Source organism: Anaerorhabdus sp. (assembly GCF_036641015.1).
GTDB lineage: Bacteria > Bacillota_I > Bacilli_A > Erysipelotrichales > Erysipelotrichaceae > Anaerorhabdus.
The window spans coordinates 1-19,977 of sequence record NZ_JAVWFO010000006.1; the positions used below are offsets into that span (position 1 = coordinate 1).

Below are 19,977 nucleotides of genomic sequence, written 5' to 3' on the forward strand. Positions count from 1 at the left end.
AATGAATTTAATCCCGTTAGTGATATAATAGACAAGAATTGGAGAAATTATGAAAGTAGTATTAACATCTTTAAATGCAAAATATATTCATACAAACTTGGCTTTGCGATGGCTCTATGTAGCTCGTGATACCAATTTTGATGTCGAGATTCAAGAATATACAATACGTGATGATATACAAACAGTAGCAAATAAAATAGTTGAATCAAAACCAGATATTATTGGATTATCAATATATATTTGGAATCAAGAAGAATCACAAGAATTAGTTAAATATATAAATAAGTTAGATTCTTCAATTAGAATTATTATTGGAGGTCCAGAGGTAACCTTTGAATACGAAGATTGGTTAAACTTGCCAATTGAAGGAATATGTAGGGGCGAAGGCGAAGTTTCATTTTGGCAAGCTTGTAGGAAAGAATTAGAAATTGAGGGGTTTGTAAGCAAAACTTATAAATCAAAAATACCATTTGCGAAAGTAGATTTAAATTGGTTAGAAACATTGGAATGTCCATATTTTTTAGAAATGGACAAAAACAATCAAAAAAATCGTTATTTGTATTTTGAAACAAGTAGGGGTTGTCCATATCGTTGTAGTTATTGTTTATCTTCATTAGATAATCAAGTGCGTTTATTTTCCGAAGACTATGTCATTAAACAATTAAAACGACTTGAAACAATTGAGTGTAAGCAAGTAAAATTCTTAGATCGAACATTTAACGTTAAACCAGATAGGGCTTTAAAAATAGCACAATTAATCGAAAAAATGAATGTTAATTTTAGTTTTCAATTTGAGGTTGTACTCGATACAATGATTGAGGAAATGTTAACATTTTTTGAGAATTCAAACAAAGAACGCTTTCGATTTGAAGTGGGTGTACAATCGTTTAATCAAATAACTTTAAAAGCAGTCAATCGACATCAAGATTTAGATAAACTAACAAAAAATATTAAGCGGTTAAGTAGTGCGGGTTGTATAATGCATGTGGATCTTATAGGCGGATTACCATATGAAGATTTAAATTCATTTAGGGAATCATATTCTAAATTATTTGCATGTGGTGCAAGTGAAATACAGGTAGGTATTTTAAAACTATTGAAAGGCACAGTACTACGAAAAGAAGCAAGTAATTATGAATTTGATTATAGTGATGAATCACCCTATACAATAAGAAAAACACAATGGTTAAGTAATGAAGATTTAAATATAATCGAGGATGTATATCAAGCAACTGAAAAACTGTATAACAATGGTAGAATACGATTTACGCTGGATATGTGTTTTAAATGGGGATATCCAATTTTTGATGTTATGGCAAAAGTTGGTAATAAAATAAGGCAATTTAAAGAACAACCTCAAATAAGAGATTACTTTATTATGCTTGAAGAGGTATTAAGCACATACTCCTATAATGAAATTGATATCATACATGCTTTATTGAATACAGATTATTATATGATTTTTAAACAAACTCCAAAACCATTATTTAGCGATGAAATAAACCGCGATGTAGTAAAATCATTATTTAAGAAATGGATTCAAGATTCTTACTTTAATGAACAGACACTTTATAATTATGGTAAAATAAGGCTTGGATTTAATTGTAATCAAATTATGTATCAAGTACTTATTTATGATAGTCATCAAAACTATCCAAGTAGAAGTTGGTTTAATTTAGAGGGAGAAAAACAATGAAAGATTTATTTATAGCATCAGCAAATGCTCATAAAATAAAGGAATTTAAGCAAATGCTTGAACCACTAGGATATGATATTAAAAGTATAAATGATTTGCCTGAAGTAATTGATATCGAAGAAACAGGTTTAACTTTTGAAGAAAATGCAATAATTAAGGCCAAGACAATCAGTGATAAATTTAATATCCCTTGTATTTCTGATGATTCGGGGTTAGAAATTGATGCACTTAATAAAGAACCTGGTGTTCAATCAGCACGTTATTTAGGACATGATACAAGTTATGATTATAAAAATAGTGTTTTATTAGAACGTATGAAAGATGAAACAAATCGTTCTTGTCGATTCGTGTGTGCAATAGCCCTTAGCATTCCAGGACATGAACCTGTTGTATTTAGAGATACAATTGAAGGTACTGTTGCGCTAGAAATTGTAGGTAAAAAAGGATTTGGATATGATCCAATTGTTTACTATGAACCATTTAAAACTACATTAGCTAATGTAAGTGAAGAAATGAAGAATAGTGTATCACATCGTGGCAAAGCATTAAAAAAATTGTTGGTATATTTAAATGAAAAACCTATCTAAACCATTTTTTTTCATTGCAACTATTTGTTTTATAGTAGCATTTTTCTTAACTTGTTTAGATGTAATCAGTTTTAATCGAAGTTTTTATGATAGCGAGTATAATAAATTGGGTGTTGCTGAAACAATTGGTATAAGCGATGTTGAATTGAAAGAAACAACAACGGTTTTATTAGATTATATTCAAGATAAAAGAGATGATTTAAATGTAAGTGCCAACATATTAGGTCAACAACGTCAAGTGTTTAACGAAAAAGAAATTATGCATATGGTAGATGTAAAAATTTTATATCAAAATGCGATGTTGGTAAAAATGTTAGGATGGATTGGCTGCATAGGATTTGGAATATTAGGAATCATTACCGATAAAAAGAATGCATTAAAAAATGGAACAGAAATGTTTCTTATGGGTACAGTATTTTCTTTATCATTAATCGTATTTTTAGGATTATATGCCATAATTGATTTTGAACAATTTTGGTTGCAATTTCATTACGTCTTTTTTACGAATGATTTATTTTTCTTAGATCCTAGCAAAGACATTCTTATACAAATGGTACCAAGCCAGTTTTTCTTTGATTTAGTATTTAGAATTGCAGGCTCATTTTTAATAGGCATGGTTATTTTGTGTAGTGGATGTATATATGTAAGGAGAAAAAGATTATGATACATGTTGTTTTATTTGAGCCGGAGATACCTCAAAATACTGGTAATATTATGAGAACTTGTATGGCTAGTAATTGTAAATTACATTTAATAGAACCGCTTGGTTTTTCATTAGATGAAAAACATTTGCGCCGTTCTGGAATGGATTATCGCGATAAACTTGATGTAACAACATATTCGAATTGGGATGAATTTTGCAGTAAAAATGAGGGTACTTATTTCTATATAACTCGTTATGGAAGAAAAAGTCCAACGCAATTTGATTATAAGGAAGTAGAAGGGGATATTTACCTAGTTTTTGGAAAAGAAAGTACAGGTATTCCTAAAGATATCTTGAAAGATCATTTAGGATTTTGTGCTCGATTACCTATGGTTGCTGATGCACGAAGTTTGAATCTTTCTAACTGTGTTGCGATTTGTGTCTATGAGGTATTAAGGCAATTAGATTATCCTGGATTAAGTCCAGTTGAAGTTATCAAGGGAGAGGATTGGTTAGAACATGACTAATACAAAGAAGTTAGTAACTGCTTCAGTTCTTTTAGCAATTGGTGTGTTATTACCTCAAGTATTTCATATCATACCAGGAAATTTGACAGGAATAATTTCGCCGATGCATTTACCTGCTTTTTTCGCAGGATTAATTTTAGGGCCATTTTATGGTGTTTTAGTGGGAATGCTAATTCCTTTGCTGAGTAGCATTATAACGGGAATGCCTCCATTAATGCCAATAGCTGCTTGTATGATGGTTGAGATAGGTATTTATGGTTTAGTTTGTGGTTTACTCATCAAAAAATTTAATATATTTGTAGCATTACTAATTGCAATTGTTGCGGGAAGAATTGGGTATGTATCTGCTTTGTCACTTATCCAAGGGATCACATCGATTGGGATATGGTGGGCTAATCTAATAGCTAATTTTAGTGGTGGCGTTTTTGCGATAATGATTCAATTTATATTAATTCCATTACTAGTTCCAAGGATTCAAAAAGCATTAGAAAGTTCAAACCATTAGACAAACCATTTAAGATTTCATATAATAACAAGGAGAGGTGAATACTATGATAGAAAATGTTAATGATTTTTTGTCGCTAGCCTTTTTAGTTGTGGTTATTATGTATGGGTTTTATTTAACCTACTCGGTATTTGTAAAGCACCATGCGCATAAGATGCAACAACTTGAATCAGACTATTATCAAGAAGATGTAGATGATTCTCAATCAGACTTTTATTAATTTGAAGGAGGAGTATAATGTTTACTCAAGCAATTTCATCTCCTAATGCACCTAAAGCACTAGGACCTTATTCTCAAGCTATTAAGCTAGGAGATTTCGTTTATTTATCTGGACAAATTCCTATGGATCCTACAACAGGTGAAATAGTAGAAGGTGGTATTCAAGAACAAACACAGCAAGTTTTAAGAAATATTGAAGCTGTACTAGCTGAAATGAATCTTGAAACTCGTCATGTTGTAAAAACTACCGTATTCATGACTGATTTATCTGAATTTGAAGCTATGAATCAAATTTATGCTTTATATTTTGCAGAACCTTTCCCAGCTCGCTCAACTATTCAAGTTGCAGGGTTACCAAAAGGTGCTAAGATTGAAATTGAATGTACAGTTATTGATACACTTGTTTACGAAAAACAAATGGCTCAAGGCGGTTGCGGTGGAAACTGTGGCGGTGGATGTGGTGACGGCGATTGTAGTTGCGGCGACGATTGCTGTTGTGAAGACGATGATTGTGAATGCGGTAAATAACCGCATTTTTCTTTTGTTTATAGCTGAATCAATCTATAATTAAGTTACAAGAAAGCGAGGGAACAAATGAAAGAATTATTTTTTATAACGAGTTTTGTGTTGCTTTGCTATCTTATTTATTCAATTGTAATAAATAAAAAAATAAAATTAACAAAGTATATAGTTAGTAGTAGCAAAATACCTGTTGATTTTAATGGATATCGGATAATTTTATTAACGGACATCCACAATGAATCATATTTAAACAATGATGAATTTGTTAAAAAGGTAGAAAAATTAAAGCCAAATATTATTTTACTAGGTGGTGATATGATTGATTCTAGGCGAACAAATATTGATGAAGCGATTTCGTTAGCGTTAAAATTTAACAAAGATACACCAATGTACTTTGTAACAGGGAATCATGAATATCGGGTAGATGAAAACATTGAATTTATACATAGGTTACAAAATATTGGGATAAAGGTGTTGCGTAATGAGAGAGAATATATTTGTATTGGGGATTCAAAAATATTGTTGATTGGTATTGATGATCCTCATTTTATTTCTCAAAGAGGTCATCACGATGAACAAATTGCGGTTAATAAGGTATTAGATGAATTAATTGATTCAAAAGTTTATTCGGTATTATTAACACATCGTCCAGAATTTTTCGAAGAATTTTATCAACATGGGATTGACTTAGCGCTTGCAGGACATACTCATGGTGGTCAAATTAGAATTCCGTTTATTGGTGGCATAATTGCTCCGCATCAAGGATTCTTTCCAAAGTATGATGCAGGGGTATTTGTTAAAGGGGATACTACTTTGATTATTAGTAAAGGATTGGGTCGAAGTTCTTTTCCGATTAGGATTAATAATCAGGCTGAAATAGTATGCATAGATTTGCAATGTAAATCGTGATTTAATCTTGTTTTAGTGATTAACCTTGTGTAAACTATATAGGAAAACGATGGAGAGACACGATGAGTATATTAACAGTAGAAAATTTAACACATAGTTATGGCGGTAGAGAAATATTTGAGAATGTTTCCTTCCGTCTTTTAAAGGGTGAGCATATTGGATTAATTGGTGCTAATGGTGAAGGAAAAAGTACTTTCATGAAAATAATTACTAATACATTAGAACCGGATGAAGGAAAAATTATTTGGAGTAATTCAGTTAGTGTAGGATACTTGGATCAAAATGCTAGTTTAAAAGAGGGAGATACAATTCGTGATACCTTAAAAAAAGCATTTGATCATTTATTTGAAATGGAAACTAAGATAAATGATTATTATATGAAGATGACCGATTGTACTGAAGATGAAATGAATATAATGCTTGAGGAAATTGGTGAAATGCAAGAATTCATGGAGCATCATGATTTTTATCTCATTGATTCTAAAGTTGAAGAAGTAGCATTTGCAATTGGACTAAATGACATTGGCTTAGATAAAATGGTAAATGAATTGAGTGGTGGACAAAGAAGTAAGGTTTTATTAGGGAAATTATTATTAGAGAAACCAGATATATTATTGCTTGATGAGCCAACTAACTACTTAGATGAGGAACACATTGATTGGTTAAAAAACTATTTGAAGAACTATGAAAATGCATTTATTTTAATTTCTCATGATATTCCGTTCCTAAATGATGTAGTTAATATTATTTATCATGTTGATAATTGTTTACTTACTAGATATGTTGGAGATTATGATGAATTTGAAAGAATTTACGAAATCAATCAAAAACAATTGGAAGCTGCTTATGAAAGACAACAAAAAGAAATAGAAAAACTTGAAGACTTTGTCGCAAGAAATAAAGCTCGTGTTGCTACTCGTGGAATGGCTAATTCACGTGCAAAGAAACTTGATAAAATGGAAAGAATAACTCTTAAGGGCGAAAAACCAAAACCTACTTTTAATTTTATGATGGGAAAAACACCTGGTAAAAATATATTTGAAGCCGAGAATTTAGTGATTGGCTATGAGTCTGCATTGTCTGTACCTATGAATTTGATTTTAGAAAAAGGTAAAAAAATTGCTGTTGTTGGAGCTAATGGATTAGGAAAATCAACTTTATTAAAGAGTTTTCTAGATGTTATTCCTGCGATTAGTGGAAGAACTTATCTCGGTGAGAATTTAGAAGTAGGTTATTTTGAACAAGAAGCACCGAAATCAACAAAAAGTTGTATTGATGATTTATGGGATGAGTTTCCTGCATATAGTCAATATGAAATTCGCAGTGCTTTAGCAAAGTGTGGATTAACTACTGAACAAATCGAAAGTAAAGTAAATGTGTTATCGGGTGGTGAACAAGCTAAATTGAGATTGTGTAAGATATTAAATAGACCTTGTAATATTTTGGTTTTAGATGAACCTACCAACCATTTAGATCAAGATGCAAAAGATGAATTAAAAAAGGCGCTAAAAGAGTACAAGGGGTCTATTTTATTGGTATGCCATGAACGTGAATTTTATGAAGATATTGTAGATGAAGTATGGAATCTTGCGCAATATAGCTTGAATGCGTAATTAAATAATAATAGAGGTAAGTAAATGGAAAAAATAATCCAGTATTTGAAAGAAAAATATAAACCGGAATCTATAATATTATATGGCTCTTATGCAAACCACACGCAAGATTTAAACAGTGATTTTGATGCGTTGGTAATTACAAAAGAAAAGTGTGACAAATATGATAATACAATTGTTAATGATGTTTTATTAGATGTGTTTGTATACCATTATGATGAATTGTTAAGCAATTTTAATCCGGAAGATTTTGTGATGATATTTGATGGAAATATCATCATGGATAATGATGGCATTGCTTTAAAATTAAAAGAAAAAGTAAATCAATATATTACTAACTATCCTAAAATCGATAATGAGGAAGCAAAACATCTTATTGTCTGGTGTAAGAAAATGTTGGAAAGAGCTAAGAGAGAAGATACTGAAGGGTATTATCGCTGGCATTGGTTATTAGTGGATACTTTAAAAATTTATTTTGATTGTATTGGATCTTATTATTTTGGTCCTAAGAAATCATTGGAAATTTTAAAGAAAAAAGATATTCGAGGATATATGCTGTATCAAAAAGCTGTGACATCATTTGATATGAAGTCATTGATTCAATGGATTGAGTATCTAGAGAAAATAAAATAGACACTCAATAAGAGTTTTTTTTGGTTGTTTAACAAAATATATATTAGTTCAGCAAAGCGATAATAAAAAACAGGGTATAAGTATAATATCATTATGGTGAAATACCTTTATTTAAACACGAAAGAGTTCTTGAATAAAAAGAATAAGAGGTAGTATTTATGAAAAATTTACTGAAGCAGGATTCAATTAAATTGTTTTTTTTATTGATTTTCTTATGTTTGTTTTCTTTGTTTTCTGTTAAATCAAATGCATTACTTATTTTAATGTTATTTATGCTTATTATTTCAATTTATTTTATAGTTAAAAAGAAAATGCTTATAAATAAAAATGATATTTTGATAGGTGGCATATTGTTGTTGTGCTGTTTGCCAACAAATCCAATTTTAAGTGTTTTTGTTTTACCTGTGTATGTTGCATGTAGGGTACTATTAAAAAACACAAGTTATGATATTCCTTTTTTAGGAGATTTTAAGAATAGTGTTAAAACTATTTTCTGTATCTTTTTGATTGGTGGCGGTTTATCGATAGTAAATATTTTCTTAATTGTTCAAGAAACTACATACAATTTTAATTATGTACTTCAGTATTTTCTTAGTGCTTTAGGCATAGGAATTTATGAAGAAGTATTATTTAGATTATTTTATTTTGCGTTGTGTATTTATATCTTAAAAGATAAAAAAATGAATAAAACGCAAACTATCTTATCATATCTGATAATGGTACTGCCTCATGTATTGTTGCATCCTGGGATTGATCTGGTAAGTATCGTTGGCTTGTCTTTGTTATTTGGATTGCCATTTGCTTTAATGCAAAGAAAGTTAAATCTAATCTCAGCCATGGGTTCACATGCTCTTGTTGATTTTATTAGATTTATTGTTTTTGGAGGATAGTAAAAGTATTTCTTATTACAAATCTTAGATTAATGACGATCATTTTCTATGAACTTGAGAATTTAATAACAATTTACAGTATTAGAAATGCTGATAGTAAAGAGATGAAACAATTTCCAATTCCATGGCAAAGATAAGAAGGGATAATAGAACCATCACATTTTTTCTCATTTAAATAACCAAATATCCACGCTGGAAGAGCTGTAACTAAAACGATAAGAAATGCTTTAAAAGGTGTTGTCATCATGAAGAATCCAAGACCGTGAATACTACCGAAGACTAAAGATTGAATGAAATTAGCTAGTTCAAAAGGAGTTTTATTGCATAAACGCTTTAAAAAGAAGCCTCTAAATAGTATTTCTTCCGATAATCCTGTTTGCACCATACCAAAGATTAGTATGGGTATAATTGCCGAACTTCCTTCACCGGAATAAGATTGTTGTATTGTAGATCCTGGTGGTAAAAGAAAGGGAACAATATATACTTGCATAAGCCAACATATTAAACAGAAAGCGATAATAACAACTATAATGATCATATAGTTTTTCTTTATTGAAAACAAACCAATCCAATGAAAGAAACTTTCTTTTTTTCGTGCTGTAATAAACCACCAACACAATGGTATAAAAGAAAAGACAAAAACTTGAAAAAAAGCATTTAGTAGTAAATTTACGATTTCCATAGTACTCCAATCAGTGTATTTTGTACACTTAAGACCATTGTAAGTTGTATAGTGGACTGTTTATTAGATTTAAACTCATCTCTAACGATGAAATCATTACATTTAGGGGGATTTTTGTCTATCAAATATTTTTTACATCACTTATTACAATTAACTATCCACATGCAAATGTGTGGATTTCTAAAAAAAACCCACTTTTACAAAATTTTAAATATCACCTCGAATAGATGATGGACTTGAATTTTGATGATTTAAGTAGGAATCTAAAACTATGCTAATGTATTTGTTTTCTTCAATAATTGCTAAATAGCATTGAAGTTTATTGAATTACCGGTGTCGAATCGATAAGGATAATAATTCTTTTATAAAAACTTAATAGTTCCTAAGATGATTTACTGCATAAATCGCTTTCTAGTTGTTGAATCCTTTCGAATGCTTTAGGTAAAGGATAATCTTTTACTATTGTTAACATTTTTTCTAATAAATCAGCAGTATTTGGGTGCATGTATAAACGATCTGTACCTTTCAAGAAGTATTCTAATGGAATATTTTGATTATAATCTTTACCACGATAAATCATACATGCTGCAATTCGGTCACATACCATTTCTTGGACATAGTTAAAAGGAACCTCAATTGCAAATACACCGTTTTTATTCTTGTCTAACCAATATTCCCAATGGTGCTTATTTCTTCCTTTATGATGTAGCCAGCCTTGAGAATATCCAATATCTTCCTTTTCTGCGTCAATTGGAGAGCGATAACCTTGGTAGTACCGGGCACCACTAGAAAATTCAATCCAACTATATTTGGACAAATCGTGATAAATGCCTTGTTTTATTAGACCCATTTTAAAACATAATGTTGTAACAACTAATTTATGTTTAGTAATTGTTTTGAAATGTAGATAACAATTTCTTAATGTAATTTTTGGTTTCAAAGGGATCATCCTTTCAACTTTACTATCAATCATAAACTTTAAACAATTTGAATGCAAGAATATGTGATGTTTCACAACAAATAACACTATAAAAAATAGCCTTTTCATGGTAAAATATTCATGCATGGAGGACTGAAATGGATCGTCATATAGAGAGAGAAAAATCAATGATTTGTCTTTATCAAGAATTATTAACGCATAAAGATTTAACTGAGATTGTAGAAGATATATATCTAGTACCACTTAAAGAGGTCAGTGATTTCTCGAAAACACTGATTTTTCATAGTTTTGAAAACAAAGAGCGTTTTATTGGATATATTAACAATGTATTGGAAGAGTGGACATTTGATCGATTAGGATTTATTGAACAAGCAATTTTACTATTGTCTTGTACAGAGTTTGATAAACAAATTGCTGAAACGCCGGTAATCATTAATGAAGCAGTTTTATTAGCTAAAAAATACGGTGATGATAATGCTTATAAATTAATTAATGGAGTATTGGACAGACTATGAGTCAAGCAGTTGTAAAAGTTAGTACACTTGTGAGTTATCTTAAATCTAAGATTGATCAAGATGACTATTTACAACGTATTCTAGTGTGTGGTGAAATAAGTAATTTTGTTTGTCATCGCAGTGGACATTGGTATTTCACATTAAAAGATGAGGTTTCTCGTCTTAGTTGTGTAATGTTTTCATCTAGCGCATCTAGAAGTAAATATATTCCTAAAGATGGGGATAAAGTAATTCTTCAAGCAAATACCTCGATATTTGAGTCAAGTGGACAACTACAATTGTATGTCACTGGAATCAAACTGGATGGGGTAGGCGACTTATATGTTCAATTTGAATTACTAAAGAAGAAGCTATTTAATGAAGGATATTTTGATGAAAATCATAAACTTTCTATACCTAAATATCCATTGCAAATAGGGCTTATTACAGGTAAAAATACAGCCGCTAGAGAAGATGTTATTTCGACATTGCAAAGAAGATGGCCAATAGCAAATTTAGTTGAAATAAATACATTGGTTCAAGGGGATGCTGCAGCAAAACAAATTTGTGATGCCATTAAACAAATGGAAAGTATGGATGTTGAAGTAATTCTACTAGTAAGAGGTGGCGGATCTATTGAAGATTTATGGGCATTTAATGATGAAAATTTAGCAAAAGTTATTTATCATTGTTCAATTCCAATTGTTACAGGGGTAGGACATGAAGTAGATACAACTATTGTTGATTATGTCTCTGATTTAAGAGCACCTACGCCGACTGGAGCTTGTGAATTGGTTACGCCGGATAGAAATGAAGTGAAACAAAATTTGGCATTAATTCGTCAGACTTTGATTAAGCATTGTAGGAGTGATTTACTGAATGAACAAGCCAGATTATCTCGTGTAAAAAGTATGCCGTGGTATAGTCAGCCCAAAACATTAGTAGATAATAGAAAAATGAAAGTTGATTACGTAAGTAATAGATTACAAGTTACAACATTTCAATCTCAACAGAAAAGATTGGAACTTGAAATGCTTGCGCAAACATTTAAAACTAGAGTTCAACAGCGTTTACATGAAGTTGAATTAAATATACAAGCATCATCGCAAAGATTAAATCAAAATATTACTACACGACTAAGTACTGAGACTAAAAGTTTAGGGAGTATGATTCATTTACTTGATGCATATTCCCCACTCAACATTTTGAAACGAGGGTATTCAATTACTTCAAATCAAAATGGAGTAGTGTCATCAATTAGTCAAATTAAAATAAATGATGAAATAAAAATTCAATTAACGGATGGTATTGTTAATACAATCGTTAAGGAAAGGAGTCCTAAATAATGGCAACTAAGAAGACTTTTGAGCAATCTATGGCAAGACTAAATGAAATTGTTGATTTATTAGAAAAGAATGAGCAACCATTAGACACAACTATAAAACTGTTTGAAGAAGGTTTAGGACTTGTGCATGAGTGTGATTCACAATTAAAAGGATTTGAAAAGAAAATAGATGAATTAGCAAGTAAGAAGGTAGAAGAATGATAAACATTGAAATTGAACTGGAAAAATCATTAAAAGATTGTGAGACATCGAAGGTTTTAGATGCAATGAATTACTCTTTGCTTGCTGGTGGAAAACGACTTAGACCGTTATTATTGTTTGAAGTATGTAGAGCGTATGGAATTGATGAAACAGTTGGAATTCCTTTTGCATGTGCATTGGAAATGATACATACTTATTCACTTATTCATGATGATTTACCTGCTATGGATAATGATGTGTTACGTAGAGGTAGAAATACTTGTCATATTGAATTTGATGAAGCGAGCGCAATATTAGCTGGAGATGCTCTAAATACTCAAGCGTTTTATTTAATCAGCCAAGCTAACGTAAGAGATGATCAAAAAATTAAATGTATTGAAATATTAGCTGATTGTGCTGGAATTAATGGAATGATATTAGGTCAAGCATTGGATTTAGAAGCAGAAGATAAGAAAATATCATACGAGGAACTAGAACGATTACATCGCAATAAAACAGGAAAGCTTTTTGCAGCTCCATTAATGATGGCATCTGTTTTAGCAGATGATAAAGTGCATTTGAAGTTTTGGCATGAAATTGGTGAAAAGCTTGGAGTTGCATTTCAAATTCAAGATGATATCCTAGATGTTACTAAAACTTCAACAGAATTAGGAAAAAGTAACAGTGATATAGATAATCATAAGTCTACAAGCGTTTCATTATTGGGGATTGATGAAGCAAAAAAAATATTAGCAAAACATTTTGATGAAGTTAACGAAATGATTAAATCATTAGATATTAATTCTGATAAATTAATTGCATTACTGGATGGTATACGTAATCGTCAAATGTAGGAGGTCCCTATGGATATTAAAGAAATTCAAAATCCTGAATTTTTAAAAAATTTATCGATAAAAGAATGTAATCAATTAGCATCAGATATACGTTCATTTTTAATAAACTCTGTTTCTAAAACAGGAGGACACTTATCAAGTAATTTAGGAGTTGTTGAATTAACAATTGCATTGCATAAAGTGTTTAATAGTCCAGATGATAAGATTATTTTTGATGTTGGTCATCAAAGTTATATTCATAAATTATTAACTGGAAGAGCTAAAGATTTTTCTACTTTAAGACAATATAAAGGGATCAGTGGTTTTCAAAAAAGAGAAGAAAGTGACTATGATTGTTGGGAAGCAGGTCATAGTTCAACTTCTTTAAGTGCAGCATTAGGTATGGCTGTAGCTCGTGATTTAAATAATCAAGATTATCATATTATTCCTGTTATTGGTGATGGTAGTATTAGTTCGGGAATGTCACTTGAAGCACTGAATCAAATAGGTTCAGAAAATAAAAATATGATCATTATTTTTAATGACAACAATATGTCAATTTCACAAAATGTTGGAGCCTTAACAAATGGATTCTCAAAGCTACGTACATCAAAGCCATATACGAGTTTTAAGTCAGACATAAAAAGTATTTTACAGAAAAATGAAGCTGGAAAAACATTATTAGCGGGTATGACTGCAGTAAAGGATAGGTTAAAAGACTCTGTTGTTGAAAGTGGTTTATTTGGTGAATTTGGTCTTGAATATTTAGGACCAGTCGATGGACATAATATTAAAGACCTAATTCATATTTTAGAAGCTGCAAAAGAACATGATGGTCCAGTGGTAGTTCACGTATTGACACGAAAAGGCAAAGGTTATAAACCATGCGAAAATGATAAACTAGGTAATTGGCATGGAGTAGGTTCTTTTGATGTGTTAACAGGAAAATCGTTGAGTTCACTTCCAAAGGGTAAACTTAGCTGGTCTGAAATTATTACTGAAACGTTGTGTCGATTAGCTAAAACAAATGAAGACATAGTAGCAATTACTCCAGCGATGATTACTGGAAGTAAGTTAGAAAAATTCTTTGCAGCTTATCCAAATCGTAGTTTTGATTGCGGAATTGCTGAGGAACATGCAGCTACATTTGCAGCAGGATTAGCAATTAGCGGTAAACAACCATTCTTATGTATTTATTCATCATTTTTACAAAGAGCTTATGATCAAATTAATCATGATATTTGTAGAATGGATTTACCAGTTATTATTGGGGTTGATCGTGCTGGATTGGTAGGAGAAGATGGAGCAACTCATCATGGCGTTTTTGATGTTTCTATTTTAAAGAGCCTTCCAAACATTATCATAAGTCAACCTAAAGATGGTGATGAAGCCCAACAATTATTAGTTGCTGCGTATCGACAAAAACATCCGTTTGTTATTCGTTATCCACGAGGAAATGAAACGTATAATCCTATTACTTCTGCGGAGTCAATTTCAATAGGTAGTTGGGTTGCATATAATACTAGTGTAAAAACGAAGTGTATAGTTTTAACATATGGTCCGGAAGTTGACAAAGTATTATCTAAAGTTGTTTCTAATAATTTGCCTGTGGAAGTAATTAACTGTCGTTTCTTTAAACCATTGGATACAGCGATGTTGAAAGAAATTACCTCTAAAAATTGTCCGATAATAACTTATGAGACAGATATGCTAGAGGGTGGTTTATCTACTAGTGTTCTTGAATGGGCATGTGATGAGCAAATTGAACTTAATCTACATCGAATTGGAATTGGTGATCAATATATCACGCATGGTTCATTGAATCAAATTCGAAAAGATGCAGGTATAGATATAGATACTTTGATACATAAAATTAACGAATTCTTATAATACACAGGAGGTTCTATGATAAAACATCTGTATATAAAAGATTTTGTATTATTTGATCACATACAACTCGATTTCGAATCGGGTTTTAGTGCTTTTACAGGGGAAACAGGAGCTGGGAAATCACTTCTTATTGATGCGATTAGTTTGCTTATGGCTGAGCGTGCAAGTTCTTCGATGATTAAGCATGGAAAAGATAGTGCATTAGTTGAAGGTATATTTGATTTAACAAACAACAAAGAAGCTTTAAAATTACTTCAAGACGAAGGGTTTGACGTAAGTGATGATGTTATTATTTCACGTGAATTGAAGAATGATGGTAAAAGTACAGCTAAAATTAATTACCGTATTGTTACACTAAATTTATTAAAACAAGTTTTACAAAATGAAATTGATATCCATAGTCAACATGATAATCAATATTTATTGAACAAAAGTTTTCACATTCGTCTATTAGATCAATATATGAATCAAAATGATTTAGTAAATAAAGTGAATGATGCTTTTAAGATTTATGCTAATTTAAAAGAGGAACTTGAACGTGCCAAACAAGAAGATTACAATGAGAATGATTTAGAATATTTTACGTTTCAAGTAGATGAAATTGAGAAAGCTCATCTTATTGTTGATGAAGATGTTGAGTTGCAAAGTCAAGAAAAGTTAGTTTTATCTGCATCTAAAAATATTGAAAAATACACTAATTTAATTGAACTTTATGATGAACATGTACAAAGTAGTTTATTTGAATTAAAGAAGATACTTGAGACATGCGAAAATAACGATAAAGTAAAAGACTTATATGATAAAACTTCAAATTGTTATTATGAACTTGAAGATTCTTTTGATGCATTTAAAAGTTATTTTAGTTCATTAGAAGAAAACGAAATTGATATAAATCAAATTCAGGAAAGATTATTTGAAATACAACGTTTAAAGCATAAATATGGTAATTCAATTCAAGATATTCTTGATAAAAAAGAGGAATTACAAGCTAAGATAAATAGAATATTAAATCGCCAAGAAGTCTTGGAAAAAATGGAAAATAATGTTTCGGATGCATTGAATGATTTCGTATTAATTGCAACTGAGCTATCGAATAAACGTAAGAAGATTGCAGTTCAATTAGATAAGGATATAAAGAAACACCTTAAAGACTTAATGCTACCAAATGCTGAATTTAAGACTGAAATTATTGATGCTCAACCTTCGAAATCTGGTATAGATCATGTAGAATTTTTTATCTCTATGAATCCAGGAGAAAGTTTAAAACCATTAGCTAAAGTTGCTTCGGGTGGGGAACTAAGTAGATTAATGCTAGGTCTTAAGACAATATTTACGTCATTACAAGGTATTCAAACAGTTATTTTTGATGAAATCGATAGTGGAGTAAGCGGACCTGTGGCTTCATCAATAGGATTGAAAATGAGAGAATTATCAAATACAACACAAGTGTTTTCAGTTACTCATTTAGCTCCAGTAGCTGCCTGTGCTAATCATCATTATCACGTACAAAAGATTCAAAGTAATAAGTCAACTGAAACGGAAGTTATTATGTTAGATGATCAAAATAAGATTAGACAGCTAGCATTAATAGCTTCAGGTGACATAACCAATGCGAGCATTGAAGCGGCTAAAGAATTGTATTTAAAGAGCCAAGTGATGTCAAATGGGTAAAGTAATTTATCACATTGATTTGAATTCATTTTTTGCATCTGCGGAGGTTTTGTTAGATCCAACATTAAAAGGTAAACCAATTGCTGTAGCAGGACATAGTAGAAGAGGCGTTATCTCTACAGCTTCATATGAAGCTAGACAATTTGGTGTTAATTCAGCGATGCCTACAGCAATGGCTTTACAGCTTTGTCCCAATTTAATAATAGTTAATGGACACTCATCTTTTTATCAAGAATTATCTTTGAAATTTATTGAGACAATTAAGAAATATACAAGTGTGATTGAGCAAGCGAGTATTGATGAATGTTATGCGGATATGAGCGAAGCTATAAAAAATTTTGAAAGACCAATGGATTTAGCATGGCAAATTCAAACTGAATTGTTGAATGATATAGGTTTGAAATGTTCTATAGGTGTAGCGCCAAATAAATTTCTAGCTAAAATGGCTAGTGATATGAAAAAGCCAATGGGAATAACAGTACTAAGGATACAAGAAGTACCTGCAAAGTTATGGCCTTTAAAGATTGATGATATGAGAGGTGTTGGAAAGAAGACAGCTCCAATATTACATGATATGGGTATTCATACTATTGGTGATCTTGCAAATCCAACTGATATTGAAAAATTAAGATTGGTATTTGGGAAAAATACGGATACTATTATTCAAAAAGCCAATGGATTAGACGATAGCGAACTCATTTGTGACTGGGATGTTAAAACAATGTCACAATCAACAACATTCACAAATGATTTAACGGATTATGATGAACTTAAAAGTGTATTTTTACAATTATCAAAAAAATTAAGTACACGTATGGGGCATGAAAATAAAGTAGGTAACTTAATCACAATCACAATTAAATACTTCGATTTTAGCATAAGTAATCGTTCAAGAAAACTTGATGAATATATTTCGTCAAGTGATGATATTTATCAAAATGCATTAGATTTATTTGATGAAAATGTAGAAGATATTCCTATGCGTTTAATTGGGGTAGGGGTGAGCAACTTAAAGAATAAAGAAGAAATACAAGTTCAAATTAATTTATTTACTCAAAAACCAGAGTTAAGCGAATATTCAAAAACTCAAGAGTTAATAAAAAAATTAAACAAATCAATATCAATACCATCATTGAAACCAGCATCTTCATTGCTTAAAAAGAAGGGGTAATTATGGATTTAGAGAAGGCTTATAGGCAATACCGCATAGAGATTGATAGTCGTGATCCTAAAGCTGCACGTACTGTTAAAAACTATTTAATTGATGTTAGAGCTTACTTAGAATTTCTTAAGGAAAAAGGATTTGATGATATTGAAAAAGTAGGGTATCGTGACATTGAATCTTATATACTTACTTTAGAAGGCTATGCACGTTCTTCAATTGCAAGAAAGAGTTGTGCTATTCGGAGTTTTCATAAGTTTTTAGATTTCAAATATGATATATTTAATCCTGCGATAAATTTGGAAGTTAAAAAAGATAGGAAATCTTTACCAATTTACTGCACAATTGAGGAAATTAATCAATTAATGGACTCATTTAATGATGAGAATCCTCAAGAATGTTTCAATCATGCTTTATTAGAGTTTATTTATGCATGTGGACTGCGTGTAAGCGAGTGTGTTAGCTTAACGATAAATAAAGTAGACTTACAAACTAATATTGTAAGAGTTATTGGTAAAGGTAATAAAGAAAGAATAGTTCCAATACCTGATGAATCAAGAAATATTTTGTTGCGTTATTGTGATACGATTAGACCAGTATGGAACAAGCGTAATCTAAATCTATTCTTTTTGAACCACTTTGGAAAGCATGTGACAACCGAATATATTGAAGGTGTGTTAAGATATAAATGTATGGAATTGGGCTTTAAAAAGCATATAACACCGCATAAATTACGTCATAGTTTTGCGACACATTTATTACAAGGTGATGCTGATTTACGATCGATTCAAGAATTACTTGGACACAGCAATATTGAAACTACTGAGATATATACACATGTACAAGAAAATCGATTGAAGGAAAGTTATGCAAAGTTTCATCCAGGAAACTTAGAAGGAGAAGAAGATGACATATAAAAGAATATTTACAATAGTTATGGATTCTGTAGGAGTTGGTGCGATGCCCGACGCAGAAAAATATAACGATGAGGGGTCTGATACTTTAGGGCACACAGCAAGCGCTGTAGGAGGCTTGAAAATGCCTGCTATGCAACGATTAGGATTAGGAAATCTGCATCATGTAGAAGGTGTATTTCCAGTAGATAACCCTGAAGGTTATTATACAAAATTACTTGAAAAGAGCGTTGGAAAAGATACAATGACAGGTCATTGGGAAATGATGGGATTATATATTGATTCGCCATTTCAAACATTCACAGAAACCGGTTTTCCTGCTGATTTAATAAAAGAATTAGAAGAAAAAACGGGACATAAAGTAATTGGGAATAAATCTGCAAGTGGTACAGAAATTCTTGATGAACTTGGTGAAAGACATATGAAAACAGGGGAGATGATTGTTTATACATCAGCCGATTCTGTTTTACAAATAGCAGCACATGAAGAAACATTTGGATTGGATGAGTTATATAGATGTTGTGAAATTGCACGTGAGATTATGATGAAACCAGAATGGAAAGTGGGTAGAATTATTGCTCGTCCATTTATTGGAGATAAAGCAGGAAGTTTTCAAAGAACGCCAAATCGACATGACTTAGCATTAAAACCATATGGTAGAACTACATTAAATGAATTAAAAGATAATGGGTTTGATGTAATCAGTGTTGGGAAGATTAATGATATATTTGTAGGTGAAGGAATAACTGAATCTCATAAATCGTTAAGCAGTGTTCATGGAATGGAACAAACAATCGAATTAGCAGATAAAGATTTTAAGGGTCTATGTTTTGTTAATTTAGTAGATTTTGATGCAAAATGGGGTCATAGAAGAAATCCAGAAGGCTATGCTAAAGAATTAGAAGACTTTGATATATTACTTGGTAAACTACTTGATAAATTAAATGAAGATGATTTAGTGATTTGTACAGCTGACCATGGTAATGATCCAACTTATAAAGGAACAGATCATACTAGAGAAATGATACTAATGGTAGCATATTCTAAGTCTATGAATGGTTCAGGATTAATTCGTCAAGGTTCATCATTCGCTGACATAGGAGCAACTATATCTGATAATTT

The 19,977-nt window shown here is 31.0% G+C and carries 22 protein-coding genes; 20 read left to right on the forward strand and 2 right to left on the reverse strand.

Annotated elements, in window-relative coordinates; translation table 11 throughout:
* Positions 1-49 precede the first annotated feature (49 nt).
* The 11 genes from RR430_RS01695 to RR430_RS01745 all read left to right on the forward strand — a co-directional run bounded on the left by RR430_RS01695 (position 50) and on the right by RR430_RS01745 (position 8,744).
* On the forward strand, positions 50-1,696 hold the full coding sequence (locus RR430_RS01695; RefSeq protein ID WP_332486193.1) for a B12-binding domain-containing radical SAM protein: 1,647 nt from the start codon (positions 50-52) through the stop codon (positions 1,694-1,696).
* On the forward strand, positions 1,693-2,283 hold the full coding sequence (rdgB, locus tag RR430_RS01700; protein ID WP_332486194.1) for an RdgB/HAM1 family non-canonical purine NTP pyrophosphatase: 591 nt from the start codon (positions 1,693-1,695) through the stop codon (positions 2,281-2,283). Before RR430_RS01695 ends, rdgB begins: the two co-directional genes overlap by 4 nt.
* Complete coding sequence (locus tag RR430_RS01705; protein WP_332486195.1) at positions 2,267-2,947, forward strand: TIGR01906 family membrane protein; 681 nt, start codon at positions 2,267-2,269, stop codon at positions 2,945-2,947. Before rdgB ends, RR430_RS01705 begins: the two co-directional genes overlap by 17 nt.
* Complete coding sequence (locus RR430_RS01710) at positions 2,944-3,453, forward strand: tRNA (cytidine(34)-2'-O)-methyltransferase (RefSeq protein WP_332486196.1); 510 nt, start codon at positions 2,944-2,946, stop codon at positions 3,451-3,453. Before RR430_RS01705 ends, RR430_RS01710 begins: the two co-directional genes overlap by 4 nt.
* Positions 3,446-3,958 (forward strand): ECF transporter S component, encoded by a 513-nt coding sequence (locus RR430_RS01715; protein ID WP_332486197.1) that lies wholly within the window; start codon positions 3,446-3,448, stop codon positions 3,956-3,958. Before RR430_RS01710 ends, RR430_RS01715 begins: the two co-directional genes overlap by 8 nt.
* Before the next feature lie 46 nt (positions 3,959-4,004).
* Entirely contained in the window at positions 4,005-4,178 is a 174-nt protein-coding gene (locus RR430_RS01720) for a hypothetical protein (RefSeq protein WP_332486199.1), read from the forward strand.
* Between the two features lie 17 nt (positions 4,179-4,195).
* On the forward strand, positions 4,196-4,705 hold the full coding sequence (locus RR430_RS01725) for a RidA family protein (protein ID WP_332486200.1): 510 nt from the start codon (positions 4,196-4,198) through the stop codon (positions 4,703-4,705).
* Positions 4,706-4,771: 66 nt separating this feature from the next.
* Positions 4,772-5,608 (forward strand): metallophosphoesterase, encoded by an 837-nt coding sequence (locus RR430_RS01730; RefSeq protein ID WP_332486202.1) that lies wholly within the window; start codon positions 4,772-4,774, stop codon positions 5,606-5,608.
* Positions 5,609-5,670: 62 nt separating this feature from the next.
* Positions 5,671-7,221 carry an ABC-F family ATP-binding cassette domain-containing protein gene (locus RR430_RS01735; RefSeq protein WP_332486203.1) on the forward strand — a complete coding sequence of 517 codons (1,551 nt, stop codon included), beginning with the start codon at positions 5,671-5,673 and terminating at the stop codon, positions 7,219-7,221.
* 24 nt (positions 7,222-7,245) lie between these two features.
* On the forward strand, positions 7,246-7,854 hold the full coding sequence (locus RR430_RS01740) for a nucleotidyltransferase domain-containing protein (RefSeq protein WP_332486204.1): 609 nt from the start codon (positions 7,246-7,248) through the stop codon (positions 7,852-7,854).
* Positions 7,855-8,012: 158 nt separating this feature from the next.
* Positions 8,013-8,744, forward strand: a complete 732-nt coding sequence (locus tag RR430_RS01745; RefSeq protein ID WP_332486205.1) for a CPBP family glutamic-type intramembrane protease — start codon at positions 8,013-8,015, stop codon at positions 8,742-8,744.
* Between the two features lie 73 nt (positions 8,745-8,817).
* Here RR430_RS01745 and RR430_RS01750 read toward each other — a convergent pair whose 3' ends face one another.
* Complete coding sequence (locus tag RR430_RS01750; protein ID WP_332486206.1) at positions 8,818-9,426, reverse strand: CPBP family intramembrane glutamic endopeptidase; 609 nt, start codon at positions 9,424-9,426, stop codon at positions 8,818-8,820.
* 382 nt (positions 9,427-9,808) lie between these two features.
* Positions 9,809-10,375, reverse strand: a complete 567-nt coding sequence (locus RR430_RS01755; protein ID WP_442878256.1) for a DUF5662 family protein — start codon at positions 10,373-10,375, stop codon at positions 9,809-9,811.
* Between the two features lie 128 nt (positions 10,376-10,503).
* Between RR430_RS01755 and RR430_RS01760 the strand changes: the two genes are divergently transcribed.
* From RR430_RS01760 to deoB, 9 genes are all read left to right on the forward strand, one after another.
* The gene (locus RR430_RS01760; protein ID WP_332486208.1) at positions 10,504-10,881 is read left to right on the forward strand and encodes a transcription antitermination factor NusB; all 378 of its coding nucleotides are present in this window, start codon (positions 10,504-10,506) and stop codon (positions 10,879-10,881) included.
* The gene (gene xseA, locus RR430_RS01765) at positions 10,878-12,206 is read left to right on the forward strand and encodes an exodeoxyribonuclease VII large subunit (RefSeq protein WP_332508578.1); all 1,329 of its coding nucleotides are present in this window, start codon (positions 10,878-10,880) and stop codon (positions 12,204-12,206) included. Before RR430_RS01760 ends, xseA begins: the two co-directional genes overlap by 4 nt.
* A complete protein-coding gene (gene xseB / locus RR430_RS01770; RefSeq protein ID WP_332486211.1) occupies positions 12,206-12,406 on the forward strand; it encodes an exodeoxyribonuclease VII small subunit in 201 nt (66 codons plus the stop codon). Before xseA ends, xseB begins: the two co-directional genes overlap by 1 nt.
* Complete coding sequence (locus RR430_RS01775) at positions 12,403-13,239, forward strand: polyprenyl synthetase family protein (protein ID WP_332508579.1); 837 nt, start codon at positions 12,403-12,405, stop codon at positions 13,237-13,239. The genes xseB and RR430_RS01775 overlap by 4 nt, the downstream gene beginning before the upstream one ends.
* A 9-nt stretch (positions 13,240-13,248) precedes the next feature.
* Positions 13,249-15,108: a 1-deoxy-D-xylulose-5-phosphate synthase gene (gene dxs / locus RR430_RS01780; RefSeq protein ID WP_332486213.1), complete on the forward strand. Its 1,860-nt coding sequence runs from the start codon at positions 13,249-13,251 to the stop codon at positions 15,106-15,108.
* A gap of 15 nt (positions 15,109-15,123) precedes the next feature.
* Positions 15,124-16,779, forward strand: a complete 1,656-nt coding sequence (gene recN, locus RR430_RS01785) for a DNA repair protein RecN (protein WP_332486214.1) — start codon at positions 15,124-15,126, stop codon at positions 16,777-16,779.
* Positions 16,772-17,950 (forward strand): DNA polymerase IV, encoded by a 1,179-nt coding sequence (dinB, locus tag RR430_RS01790; RefSeq protein WP_332486215.1) that lies wholly within the window; start codon positions 16,772-16,774, stop codon positions 17,948-17,950. The genes recN and dinB overlap by 8 nt, the downstream gene beginning before the upstream one ends.
* Positions 17,951-17,952: 2 nt before the next feature.
* Complete coding sequence (locus RR430_RS01795) at positions 17,953-18,858, forward strand: tyrosine-type recombinase/integrase (RefSeq protein WP_332486216.1); 906 nt, start codon at positions 17,953-17,955, stop codon at positions 18,856-18,858.
* The coding region (gene deoB, locus RR430_RS01800) for a phosphopentomutase (protein WP_332508580.1) at positions 18,848-19,977 on the forward strand (1,130 nt) is incomplete at its 3' end. The genes RR430_RS01795 and deoB, both read left to right, overlap by 11 nt.

What these genes read in the sequence shown, in the direction of transcription:
- RR430_RS01795 (WP_332486216.1), top strand. Translation starts at nt 17,953, where the DNA reads ATGGATTTAGAGAAGGCTTATAGGCAATACCGCATAGAGATTGATAGT.
- RR430_RS01750 (WP_332486206.1), bottom strand. Translation starts at nt 9,426, where the DNA reads ATGGAAATCGTAAATTTACTACTAAATGCTTTTTTTCAAGTTTTTGTC.
- recN (WP_332486214.1), top strand. Translation starts at nt 15,124, where the DNA reads ATGATAAAACATCTGTATATAAAAGATTTTGTATTATTTGATCACATA.
- RR430_RS01725 (WP_332486200.1), top strand. Translation starts at nt 4,196, where the DNA reads ATGTTTACTCAAGCAATTTCATCTCCTAATGCACCTAAAGCACTAGGA.
- RR430_RS01735 (WP_332486203.1), top strand. Translation starts at nt 5,671, where the DNA reads ATGAGTATATTAACAGTAGAAAATTTAACACATAGTTATGGCGGTAGA.
- RR430_RS01755 (WP_442878256.1), bottom strand. Translation starts at nt 10,375, where the DNA reads ATGATCCCTTTGAAACCAAAAATTACATTAAGAAATTGTTATCTACAT.
- RR430_RS01720 (WP_332486199.1), top strand. Translation starts at nt 4,005, where the DNA reads ATGATAGAAAATGTTAATGATTTTTTGTCGCTAGCCTTTTTAGTTGTG.
- RR430_RS01710 (WP_332486196.1), top strand. Translation starts at nt 2,944, where the DNA reads ATGATACATGTTGTTTTATTTGAGCCGGAGATACCTCAAAATACTGGT.
- RR430_RS01705 (WP_332486195.1), top strand. Translation starts at nt 2,267, where the DNA reads ATGAAAAACCTATCTAAACCATTTTTTTTCATTGCAACTATTTGTTTT.
- xseA (WP_332508578.1), top strand. Translation starts at nt 10,878, where the DNA reads ATGAGTCAAGCAGTTGTAAAAGTTAGTACACTTGTGAGTTATCTTAAA.
- RR430_RS01745 (WP_332486205.1), top strand. Translation starts at nt 8,013, where the DNA reads ATGAAAAATTTACTGAAGCAGGATTCAATTAAATTGTTTTTTTTATTG.
- RR430_RS01730 (WP_332486202.1), top strand. Translation starts at nt 4,772, where the DNA reads ATGAAAGAATTATTTTTTATAACGAGTTTTGTGTTGCTTTGCTATCTT.
- rdgB (WP_332486194.1), top strand. Translation starts at nt 1,693, where the DNA reads ATGAAAGATTTATTTATAGCATCAGCAAATGCTCATAAAATAAAGGAA.
- RR430_RS01740 (WP_332486204.1), top strand. Translation starts at nt 7,246, where the DNA reads ATGGAAAAAATAATCCAGTATTTGAAAGAAAAATATAAACCGGAATCT.
- dinB (WP_332486215.1), top strand. Translation starts at nt 16,772, where the DNA reads ATGGGTAAAGTAATTTATCACATTGATTTGAATTCATTTTTTGCATCT.
- RR430_RS01695 (WP_332486193.1), top strand. Translation starts at nt 50, where the DNA reads ATGAAAGTAGTATTAACATCTTTAAATGCAAAATATATTCATACAAAC.
- xseB (WP_332486211.1), top strand. Translation starts at nt 12,206, where the DNA reads ATGGCAACTAAGAAGACTTTTGAGCAATCTATGGCAAGACTAAATGAA.
- RR430_RS01715 (WP_332486197.1), top strand. Translation starts at nt 3,446, where the DNA reads ATGACTAATACAAAGAAGTTAGTAACTGCTTCAGTTCTTTTAGCAATT.
- RR430_RS01760 (WP_332486208.1), top strand. Translation starts at nt 10,504, where the DNA reads ATGGATCGTCATATAGAGAGAGAAAAATCAATGATTTGTCTTTATCAA.
- RR430_RS01775 (WP_332508579.1), top strand. Translation starts at nt 12,403, where the DNA reads ATGATAAACATTGAAATTGAACTGGAAAAATCATTAAAAGATTGTGAG.
- dxs (WP_332486213.1), top strand. Translation starts at nt 13,249, where the DNA reads ATGGATATTAAAGAAATTCAAAATCCTGAATTTTTAAAAAATTTATCG.